Raw genomic sequence first — 10,041 nt, forward strand, 5'->3', positions numbered from 1 at the left:
CAGCGCGTGGGCGCTGGTGACGGGCGCAGGCTCGGGCATCGGGCGCTGCTACGCCCTGCGGCTGGCGGCGCTTGGTTACCGGCTGGTAATCGTGGGCAACAACGCCGCACCGCTCGAAGCCGTGGCGGAAGAGATTCGCACGGCGGCAAAAACAGCAGACAAGCTCCCCGCAGCGGAAGCGGCACAGCAGGAAACGGCACAGCAGGAAACGACACGGACGGACGCAAAGACTTCCGCCGCATGCGAAGTGCGGATCTTGGCGATGGATTTGGCGCGCCCGGAGGCGGCACAGGAGTTGTACGACCGCACAACGGCCGAGGGAATCGGAATAGACGTGCTGGTGAACAACGCCGGGATATTCTCGTTCTGCGACATACTGGCCACACCCGCCGAACGCATCGAGCGCATCATCCTGCTGCACGACCTGACCGTGACGCAGTTATGCCGGCTCTATGCCGCCGACATGGTTCGCCGCGGCGTGCGGGGGCACATCCTCAACATGTCCTCCTACTCGCTGTGGATGCCCTTCCCGGGGCTGGCGCTGTACAGCGCGTCGAAAGCCTACATGCGCTCGTTCTCGGTGGCATTCGCCAAAGAGGTGCGCGAACGGGGCATCCGCGTCACGGCGGTCTGCCCGGCGGGCGTGGCGACCGACCTCTACGGACTGACACCCTACTGGCAGGGAATCGGAAAGAAACTCCGGGTGCTCATCACCCCCGACAGCTGCGCCCGGCGCGGACTGCGCGCCCTGTGGCGGGGGCGGCGGTGCATCGTGCCCGACTGGTGGAACCGCGCCTGGATACCCTTCTGCAAACTGCTGCCGATGTGGGTGCTCCGTCCCCTCCGCCGCTTTACGATGCGGTTCCAGAAATAGCGGGCCGAACGGCAAAAACAGAAAAAAGACAACAATGGACGACATGCAACAAATAAAAAACGTGATTTTCGACCTCGGGGGCGTACTCGTAGACCTCGATATCGAACGCTGCATCGCGGCGTTCCGGCTGCTCGGCATGAACCGGGTCGCCGATTTGGTCAACCCCTACTACCCCGCCGAGATGATAGGACGGCTCGAACGGGGCGACATCTCCTTCCACGAAGCCTGCGATGAAATGCGGCGGCTGGACAACCGGCCCGGCGTGAGCGACGCGGAGATAGCCGGGGCCTACGGCGCATTCCTCACGGGGATCCCAGTCGCCAAACTGCGGCAGATTGCACGGCTGCGCGAAGCGGGCATCTGCACCTACGTGCTCTCGAACAACAACCCGGCGTCGATGGAGGTTATCCGCGGCCAGTTCACGGCCGACGGCCGCACGATGGACGACTATTTCGACAAAATCTACCTCTCCTACGAACTGCGCGAGCTCAAACCCTCGGAAGCCATCTTCCGCAAGGTAATGGCCGACAGCGGCGTAGTACCCGCGCAGACGCTCTTCATCGACGACGGACAGAAGAACGTCGACACGGCGCAGGCGCTGGGGTTCGCGGTTTACATGCCCGCCCCGGGAGAGGATTTCGGACACCTGTTCGACGAAATAACGAGAACGAAATAGCGGCGCCGGCCGGGATACCCCGGCCACCGGAACCGCAACCCGACATAAATAAATGCGTCATGAAAAAATGGGTTAAAATCACCCTGATCGTCGCGGCAGTCATCGCCGTACTAATCATCGCCGCGGCAATCGCCGTATCGCCCGTGGCAAAGAACTACATCGAAAAACACGACCGCGAGCTGCTCGGCCGGACAATACGCATGGAGCGGCTGCGAATCAACATTTTCACAGGTCGCCTGCGCCTGCAGGATCTCCGCATCGGAGGGGCCGACGACTCGACGACTTTCTTCCGGCTCGACAGTTTCGACATGCGCATGCGGCTGTGGCCCCTGCTATCGAACCGCGTGCATGTCAAGAAAATCACGTTCACAGGGCCCGACGTAAAGGTTTATCAGCGGGGCAATTCGTTCAGTTTCGACGACATCCTCGCCCATTTCGCAGGCGACACAACGGCTGTGGCCGCAGAGCCCGAGAAGCCTTCGAAGCCGTGGGAAATCGGCATCTACGACATTTCAATCCGCAACGGCCGCGTCTTTTACAAAGACCTCGCGCTCGATGCCACATGGGGCATGAACGACATCAACCTCCACATCCCGGGCGTCTATTTCGCTGGCGAAAAGACCGATGTGGGGGCCGTGCTGAATTTCGCCGAGGGCGGCTCGCTCTCGACCGACGTGGGCTACAACATCGAAACATCGGAATTCGACATCGGCATCCGGCTGCAGGACTTCGCGCTGGCGGGGACACTGCCCTATTTCCGGCAAGCGATGAACGTTTCGGCCGTAGACGGACGGCTCTGGGCCGACGTACGCCTGCGGGGCAGTTCCGAGCACCTGCTCTCGCTGCGCACCGACGGCACGGCGTCGCTCGCGGGATTCGCCCTGCGCGACGACCGGCAGCGTCCCGTCATGGGTGTCGACACGCTGGGCATGCGGCTCGCCGAGGGCGATTTGGGAAAAATGCGTTTCCGTTTCGACCGCATCTATCTCTCGGGGCTTTCGGCACTGTTCGAAATGACGCCCGACGGCAACAGTTTCACGGCGCTGATGAAATCCGCAGCGGCACCCGAAAGCGTCCCGGCCGATACGGCTGCGGCCACGCCTGCGGATACGGATACAGCGGCAATGCCGGCGCCCTCGCTCCAAATCGCGGATCTCGAAATCGCAAACGGCCGCGTAACGATGCGCGACATGACGCTCCACCGTCCGTTCGAATACACCGTATCGGAAATCCGCATGCACAGCCGGGATTTCGACCCTTCGAAACGCAACAAGCTCACGGTGGACGCCCGGATGCAGAAAACAGGCTCGGCGAAACTCCGCTGGGAGGGTGCGCTCGACAACATGGACAACCAGAACATCACGCTCTGGCTGACGAACCTCGACCTGCGCGACTTCGGTCCCTACTGCGAGTTCTTCACCGCCTATCCGCTGACCAAGGGCAACCTCACGTTCCGCAGCCAGAACGTCATCCGCGACCGCTACCTCGACGGCACCAACCACCTCGACATGTTCGAACCGAAAGTGGACAAGAAACGCAAGGACATCAAGCCGGAAATGAGCATTCCGCTCAAGCTGGGACTCTACGTACTCAAGGACAAGAAGGGCCACGTGAAAATGGATCTCCCGGTCAAGGGCAGCCTCGACTCGCCGGAGTTCTCCTACCGCAAAATCGTACTCAAGGCAATCGGCAACGTGCTGCTGAAAGTGGTGACGGCGCCGTTCTCGTTCCTCTCGGGCAGCAGGGACAACCTGGAATACATCGACATCGACCCGCTGCAATACGTTTTCACGTCGGAACAGTACGCCTCGCTGGACAAAATCGCACAGGCGCTGCAGGATAAACCCGAGATGCACATTGCGCTGACGCAGCGCGTCAACATGTCGCGCGCCCTGCCCCGGCAGGCTGAAAACGCACTGCGCATGGCTTATGCCGCACACCTGCGCGCCGCCGACTCGACAGCACAGCAACGGCTCTCGATGCTCGAATACGAGAAGATACAGCAGGCGGACATCCGCACCCCCCAAATCATGGCCTTTGCCGATTCGCTGCTGGCGGCGCGCGGCATCTCCCCGCAGGGGCTCTCGGCCTACGCCAAGGCGACAAAGCTCTTCGGCGACGAAGCGGCCCGGCAGCTGGCACGGATGATGGCCGCACGCAACAAGGCGCTGGCCGACTACATGCAGTCTACGCACGGGGCGGCAGCTCCGGTATTCCGCGTGCAGACGCTGGATTCCGTAGCCCTGCAAAGCTACACGGGCCGCGACCGCTACACCATCGCACTCGAAGTCGACGGCGAAACCGTGGAGGTCGAGGCGGAAGACGACGGCAACACGGCAGGTTCTGCGGAGGCTACGGAAGTTCCGGGAACAAATGCAGGCGAGGTGTCGGCCACGGACGCCGCGCCGGCCGGCGGAACGCACGAAACGGCCGCTTCCGGCTCCCCGGGAAACGACACTTCGGCGGCAGGCCAGGCAAACAGCGCGGATACGGCACAATAAGGCGGGAAACTTTATATGCTGCGAGTAACTGTTGTCGCGCATATTCTGGTTTACACAAACGGGCAGAAAACGTGTAAATCATGCCCAAAACAACAAAATCGAAACGTCTGCGACAAAACACAAAAAAAAGCCTTCCAGTACTATCTGAAAGGCTTTTTTTGTCTGTCGGGGTAGCGGGATTCGAACCCACGACCCCCTGCTCCCAAAGCAGGTGCGCTAACCGGACTGCGCTACACCCCGTCGTTCCCGACCCTGAAACCAGTGATTGGCCTTCCCGCCGGCCCCGGAGGGCTGCTTCGTGTCAATCCCGGGCTTTGCCGGCCGGGGGAACCTTTCCGGTTCCGGGGTGCAAAGATAACGGCTTTTTTCCGTTCCGCAAACTTTTTCCCCGAAAAGCGGCTGCTGTCCGCCTCTGTCACTTCGGGGGGGGGCGAGCTGCCGGATGTATTTCCTGCAATCCGGGAGGGGACATCCGCCGAAGCTCACCGCGCCGCGGTTACGTGCTTTCACATCGCGGGAGTTTTTCCGCCTGCCGAAACTTTTCCCGGACTTGCCGAAACTTTCCCGGAAACGAGATGACTAAAAAAAAGGAACCACCAAATAATTGGCGGTTCCTTTTTGTCGGGGAGACTGGATTCGAACCAGCGACCTCCAACTCCCGAAGCTGGCGCGCTAACCGGACTGCGCTACACCCCGAACTGTTTTGAGTGCCCTTATCATTTAAGAGCGCACAAAGATAAGTCGAAAATCCGAAACGTCAAAATTATTTCCGCAAAAATCGACTCCCCGCCCCTATTTTTCGCCGCCGTACGTTGCTTTGCGCCCGCGGGGAAAAACCGGCAGGCACGGCTGCCCCCGTCCCGGCGACGAACGCATCCGCACAAAACCCGACAAATCCTAACGGCAGGGAAAACTACAAGCGGTGGTAATGGCAATAGAGCAATTCGCCGTCGTCACCGTGCAGGTGCATGCCGCCACCGAGGCAGTAGCGGAACATACTGCAATCGGCACACGCGCCGCGGCGCGCCCATTCGCGGTTGCGGAACTGCCCGAAACGGTTTTGCCACACGTCCCAGAATTTGTCCCGGTAGATATTCCCCTGGTTGAAATTGGCGCGAATCGACGTGCAGCCCGAAATGGCGCCGTCGACACGAATCGAAGCCACCGATATACCTGCAGCGCACTGGTAGAAATGGTCGCGCACCTCGGTTTCGTAGCCGCCCAGGAATCCCTCGCAGGCGTAGCTGACGTCAATCCGCCCTTCGCGGCGCGTCCGTCGGATAAATTCGAGCATCTCGCGGAACTGGACATCGGTCATGCGCAGCGACGGGTCGTCCTTGGCACGGCCCATCGGGAAAATCGAAAAGAGCCGCCAGTGCTTCACCCCCTCGGCAATCAGCATTTCACGGAAAGCCTCGAGCTGCGGCACCATGGCTCCCGTAACGCAGGTCACCGCATCGTAGGCCAGCGACGGCTCGCGGACGATAAGCCGCAAGGCGTCCAGCGCCCGGTCGAAGCTGCGGGGATTGCGGCGGATGTAGTTGTGTTCGCGCTCGAAACCGTCGAGGCTCACCGAAATGGAACGCAGCCCCGCCTGCATAAGGCTCTGCAACCGCGTCGCGGTCAGAGAGAGGCCGTTGGTCACCATGCCCCAAGGATAGCCCCGGCGCGTGACTTCTGCCCCGGCACGCTCCAAATCGTCGCGCACCAGCACCTCACCGCCCGAAAAGATGACGAGCACCCCGGCAGGATCGACATGGGGCGTAACCTCCTCGTCGAGCACACGCAGGAAATCTTCGAGCGGCATGTCCGCAATGCCGGGATCCACGCGGCAGTCGCTGCCGCAATGGCGGCACGAAAGGTTGCAGCGCAACGTGCACTCCCAAAAAATCGTGTCGAGTTTGTGTCCGGCGACGGTCGAAGCGTAAAGGTCGGAAAAGATATTGAGGGCCAAACGTTTGCGAAGGCCCAAACGACGGCGGGACATGGCTTACTCCCGAGCGGTCTTTGCAGCAGGCGTTTCCGTGCCCTGCGCATCCGCATCAGGCGTCTGATCCGCAGCACCGGACTGCCTTGCGTCGGGCACCTGCACACCGGACTCTTTGGACGGCGCCACAACGGGCTCATCCCTGCCGGGATAACGCACGCCGTACATCACGATTATGCGCGGGTGACTCACCGAATCGCCTATCTCCTGCGCTCCGGCTTCCCGCTCCTGCCCGGTTTCGCCCCCGGCAGGTGTGTTTTTCACCGTTGAGCAGGCTGTGGAGAAGCCAAGCAGCGCAGCCAGAGCGAGTTTCAGTTTTTTGTTCATATAGCCTCGTCATTAGTGACAACCTTGTGATGACAAAGATAAAAAAATTCCGCCAAACCGAAAAAAACATGCCAAAAAGTTTTGAAAGCCAATGTTTTTTATTTTACTTTGCCGAATACATTAACACTTTAATTAACAAATTTATGACAGGTAAGGTAAAATGGTTCGATAGCAAGAAAGGCTACGGATTCATTACGGGTGAGAACGGCAAAGAAATCTTCGTTCACTTCTCGGGTATCGTAACGGATGGTTTCAAGTCGCTCAACGAAGGTCAGGCAGTCGAATTCGAAGTCGGCAACGGCGCCAAAGGCGAACAGGCTGTGAACGTGACGATCATCGAGTAAAAGAACTCCTTTCAAATTCAGGGAATAAGAGCAAAATAACTCAAGATATTCACAAGCACTGAATTTCATGTAATTAACGGTGTCAGGACTATGTCCCGACACCGTTTTTCGTTGCGCTGCCGCGCACCCTGCCACTCGCGGGGTGTGCAGCGTGCACGGGAATGCGGCTCAATTACGCGCAGGATAGAGGTATCCCGTAAAATCGAGGACGTTGGTGTCATGCCCGGCACGCTCGTCGTTAATCCGGACAAAACATTTATTGGTATCCTTAAACAGCGTCACGCTCACCTCCCGCTCCTGTCCGAACCCATGCCCCCTGATTTTCAGACGGCAGTGCAAATCGCCGTTCTTTTTATATTCGGGTTGCGACAGTTCGGGGGTATCGTCCTCGATGTTCGGGTAGTTCCCATAACAATCGTGATTTTATCGGTAGGCAAATCCCGGAAGGTGTAACCATACTCCCGGATACAACACTCTTTTCCAGAAACGGCCGGAGTCAGGAGGCCCGCGTTCATTTTCTCCACAATACACTAAAAAATATCCGGCCGGCACAGCAGCGCCCCGATTTTCTTGTCCGTTTAAAAAATAAATCGTACTTTTGGGCGTCCAATTAGGTTAATTCAGGTTCAAACATAAAAACCCAAACAAAACCATGAAAGAAGCAATAGCAATTCTGACTGGCGGCGGCCCCGCACCCGGTATGAACACCGTTGTGGGCAGCGTCGCAAAGACTTTCCTCCGTAAAGGTTACCGCGTAATCGGCCTGCACGAGGGCTACACGGGCCTGTTCAATCCCTCGCCCCGTACGGTGGACATCGACTACCCCATGGCCGACGGCATTTTCAACCAGGGAGGTTCGTTCCTGCAGATGAGCCGTTTCAAACCCAAGGATTCGGATTTCGACAACAATTTCAACCTCAAGTTCTTCACCGACAACAACGTCAAACTGCTCGTGACGGTCGGCGGCGACGACACGGCATCGACCGCGAACCGCATCGCCAAGTTCCTCGAGGCAAAGAAATACCCCATCGCCAACATCCATGTCCCCAAGACCATCGACAACGACCTGCCCCTGCCCAAAGGGACACCGACGTTCGGCTATGAGTCGGCCAAGGACAAGGGCGCCGTTATCGCCCGCGCCGTCTACGTGGACGCACGCACGAGCGGCAACTGGTTCGTGCTGGCTGCCATGGGCCGCAGCGCCGGCCACCTGGCATTCGGTATCGGCGAGGCCTGCCACTACCCGATGATCGTCATTCCCGAGATGTTCGACAAAACGGAAATCACGGTCGAAAAAATCGTGAACCTCGTGATTTCGTCGATTATCAAGCGTAAAATCATGGGCATGGACTACGGCGCCGCAGTTATCTCGGAAGGCGTGTTCCACGCATTGAGCGACGAGGAAATCCGCAAGAGCGGCATCCACTTCACCTACGACGAGCACGGACATCCCGAGCTGGGCAAGGTGTCGAAAGCGCATATCTTCAACGAGATGATCGAGAAGAAAGTCAAGGAGCTGGGCATCAAGGTCAAGAGCCGTCCGGTGGAACTGGGCTACGAAATCCGCTGCCAGACCCCGATTGCATACGACCTGACGTACTGCTCGGAGCTGGGTATCGGCGTACACAAGCTCTTCGCCGAGGGCAAGACCGGCTGCATGGTATACGTGGATTCGGAGGGCAATGTCAATCCGCTCTACCTGAAAGATTTGCAGGATCCGACCACGGGCAAGATTCCGCCCCGTCTGGTGGACATCAACTCGGACAAATTCTCGTCGGTGGTAGAGAACATCATCAACGCCGTCACGCCCGCGGATTACGAGGCTGCCAAACAGTACGTCGCAAATCCCGAGGAGTACGACTTCCATAAGATTCTTAACTGGAAATAATTCCGTTCACAGAACGATACGCAAGTTCCCGGAGGCAACTGCTTCCGGGAATTTTTTTACCGTCCCGATAATTTTTCGTTTTTTCCTTGGGTCTGCGACCGAATTTTCTATCTTTGCATCCGAAATTCCAAACCCTAAAATCGAAATCCCATCCATGGAAAGACCCGAAAACCCGAACGACGTATTCGACCCGATGCCGGACGAAAGTCCCGTACGCCCCGTGGCCGACACCCCGGCTGCCGACCAACGCGCACAGGCCATGGCCGAAGCGCGGAAAAACCTGCTGGCCGGTGTGCTCTGGTGCGCAGGCGGACTCGCATTCAGCTTTATCACCTATTATTTCACCTCGGCGGGCGGCAGGTATGTAGTCGCCACGGGTGCAATCATCTGGGGTGCGGTACAGGCGGTCAGGGGCCTTGCCGTCATGCTGAAAATCTATTACGGGGAGGGCCGTTTCTCCGCATTCTGGCGTACGGCCGCAATCGCCGTATGCTCGCTCGCGGCCCTCGTCTACCTGGGGCAGCTCTCCGTAAGGATGCTCGGCGGCGAAGATGTGCAACTAATCGAAACCGAGCAGCGCTACGCCTGCGATTCGCTGGGCCTCCGGTTCCGGGTTCCGGCCGGATACACCGCTCTCGAAACCAGCGGCGAGCCGGAAACGGAAACGACCTACGCGCACTACAACATCTCGACCTACAACCAGGATATCGGCATCAACATCGAGGGTGTCATCGGATTCCTCGACCCGCAGGAAATCGAATCGGCCGCCGACCTGGCGGAATACTGCACGAACCGGGACTCGGTCTATTACAACGCCGGCATCATAGCCCCCACACAACAGGTCGAAATCGGCGGACGGCAGATGCTGAACAGCGAGGGGCGGACAAAGGAAAACCCGGGACTCATCTACTCGGTATTCGACCTCGTGCACGGCAACACGCTCGTTACGGTCAGCTTCTGCTACGAGGAGAAATCCTACGGCAAGCCGCATACGCGGCAGCGAATCGAAAAACTCCTCTCGGGCATCGAACTCTATTAAAGGGAGGAGGCATATACAGGAACAAAGGACGGCTTTCGGGCCGTCCTTTGTTTTTATCAGAAGAGCGTCGGCACGGACTGTGGCAATGCCGGCGCGGCGCGGTGCAGGTTCACCAGCTCCAGTCCCCGGCGCAGGGCGCGGCGGACGGTGTAATGCGTGCCTCCCGGCGAACCGTCGTACCAAGCGACAAGCAGCGAAGCATGCTCCACGAGGTAGTTATTGCGCACCGCATAGCACCCCGCGTGGTAAGCCGGGGAGAGCACGACGCAGCGGTCGGCGGCAGCCAGCACACGGCGGAACCGTTCACGGTCGGCGGCGGAGAAACGCCCCTCCTGCCCCGCGAAAGGCACGACGGCCACAAGCGTCAGGCCGGGAAGCGGGCCGGACGGCGGATTCGCGCCGGCG

10 protein-coding genes and 2 tRNA genes are annotated in these 10,041 nt (G+C 59.0%); 6 read left to right on the forward strand and 6 right to left on the reverse strand.

Going from position 1 to position 10,041, the window contains the following annotated elements; translation table 11 throughout:
- The 3 genes from QZT71_RS10850 to QZT71_RS10860 form a co-directional block, all read left to right on the forward strand.
- Positions 1 to 874, forward strand: an 874-nt coding sequence (locus QZT71_RS10850) for an SDR family oxidoreductase (RefSeq protein WP_295916014.1), incomplete at its 5' end; no start/stop codon positions are given.
- A gap of 43 nt (positions 875 to 917) precedes the next feature.
- The gene (locus tag QZT71_RS10855) at positions 918 to 1,550 is read left to right on the forward strand and encodes an HAD family phosphatase (RefSeq protein ID WP_295916018.1); all 633 of its coding nucleotides are present in this window, start codon (positions 918 to 920) and stop codon (positions 1,548 to 1,550) included.
- 59 nt (positions 1,551 to 1,609) lie between these two features.
- Positions 1,610 to 4,051, forward strand: coding sequence for a DUF748 domain-containing protein (locus tag QZT71_RS10860; RefSeq protein ID WP_295916019.1), 2,442 nt, complete (start codon positions 1,610 to 1,612; stop codon positions 4,049 to 4,051).
- 165 nt (positions 4,052 to 4,216) lie between these two features.
- Here QZT71_RS10860 and QZT71_RS10865 read toward each other — a convergent pair.
- The 4 genes from QZT71_RS10865 to QZT71_RS10880 all read right to left on the reverse strand — a co-directional run bounded on the left by QZT71_RS10865 (position 4,217) and on the right by QZT71_RS10880 (position 6,365).
- Positions 4,217 to 4,291, reverse strand: a tRNA-Pro gene (locus QZT71_RS10865).
- 381 nt (positions 4,292 to 4,672) lie between these two features.
- Positions 4,673 to 4,747, reverse strand: a tRNA-Pro gene (locus tag QZT71_RS10870).
- 217 nt (positions 4,748 to 4,964) lie between these two features.
- On the reverse strand, positions 4,965 to 6,038 hold the full coding sequence (locus tag QZT71_RS10875; RefSeq protein WP_295916020.1) for a TIGR04133 family radical SAM/SPASM protein: 1,074 nt from the start codon (positions 6,036 to 6,038) through the stop codon (positions 4,965 to 4,967).
- Between the two features lie 3 nt (positions 6,039 to 6,041).
- Entirely contained in the window at positions 6,042 to 6,365 is a 324-nt protein-coding gene (locus tag QZT71_RS10880) for a hypothetical protein (protein WP_295916021.1), read from the reverse strand.
- A 143-nt stretch (positions 6,366 to 6,508) separates the two neighbouring features.
- On the opposite strand from QZT71_RS10880, the gene QZT71_RS10885 reads away from it, so the two are divergent.
- The gene (locus tag QZT71_RS10885) at positions 6,509 to 6,709 is read left to right on the forward strand and encodes a cold-shock protein (RefSeq protein WP_295916022.1); all 201 of its coding nucleotides are present in this window, start codon (positions 6,509 to 6,511) and stop codon (positions 6,707 to 6,709) included.
- Positions 6,710 to 6,877: 168 nt separating this feature from the next.
- On the opposite strand, the gene QZT71_RS10890 is transcribed toward QZT71_RS10885, so the two are convergent.
- Positions 6,878 to 7,048, reverse strand: a complete 171-nt coding sequence (locus QZT71_RS10890; RefSeq protein WP_295916024.1) for a hypothetical protein — start codon at positions 7,046 to 7,048, stop codon at positions 6,878 to 6,880.
- A 313-nt stretch (positions 7,049 to 7,361) separates the two neighbouring features.
- Between QZT71_RS10890 and QZT71_RS10895 the strand changes: the two genes are divergently transcribed.
- The gene (locus QZT71_RS10895; RefSeq protein WP_295916026.1) at positions 7,362 to 8,597 is read left to right on the forward strand and encodes a 6-phosphofructokinase; all 1,236 of its coding nucleotides are present in this window, start codon (positions 7,362 to 7,364) and stop codon (positions 8,595 to 8,597) included.
- A gap of 154 nt (positions 8,598 to 8,751) precedes the next feature.
- Entirely contained in the window at positions 8,752 to 9,636 is an 885-nt protein-coding gene (locus QZT71_RS10900) for a hypothetical protein (RefSeq protein ID WP_295916029.1), read from the forward strand.
- Positions 9,637 to 9,692: 56 nt separating this feature from the next.
- Here QZT71_RS10900 and QZT71_RS10905 read toward each other — a convergent pair.
- Positions 9,693 to 10,041, reverse strand: a 349-nt coding sequence (locus QZT71_RS10905) for an SLOG family protein (RefSeq protein WP_295916032.1), incomplete at its 5' end; no start/stop codon positions are given.

Origin of the sequence: uncultured Alistipes sp. (assembly GCF_902388705.1) — a bacterium.
Taxonomy (GTDB): Bacteria; Bacteroidota; Bacteroidia; order Bacteroidales; family Rikenellaceae; genus Alistipes.

Excerpts from the sequence above, each read along its gene's own strand:
- QZT71_RS10855 (WP_295916018.1), top strand. The coding sequence starts at position 918 with ATGCAACAAATAAAAAACGTGATTTTCGACCTCGGGGGCGTACTCGTA.
- QZT71_RS10900 (WP_295916029.1), top strand. The coding sequence starts at position 8,752 with ATGGAAAGACCCGAAAACCCGAACGACGTATTCGACCCGATGCCGGAC.
- QZT71_RS10875 (WP_295916020.1), bottom strand. The coding sequence starts at position 6,038 with ATGTCCCGCCGTCGTTTGGGCCTTCGCAAACGTTTGGCCCTCAATATC.
- QZT71_RS10895 (WP_295916026.1), top strand. The coding sequence starts at position 7,362 with ATGAAAGAAGCAATAGCAATTCTGACTGGCGGCGGCCCCGCACCCGGT.
- QZT71_RS10860 (WP_295916019.1), top strand. The coding sequence starts at position 1,610 with ATGAAAAAATGGGTTAAAATCACCCTGATCGTCGCGGCAGTCATCGCC.
- QZT71_RS10885 (WP_295916022.1), top strand. The coding sequence starts at position 6,509 with ATGACAGGTAAGGTAAAATGGTTCGATAGCAAGAAAGGCTACGGATTC.
- QZT71_RS10880 (WP_295916021.1), bottom strand. The coding sequence starts at position 6,365 with ATGAACAAAAAACTGAAACTCGCTCTGGCTGCGCTGCTTGGCTTCTCC.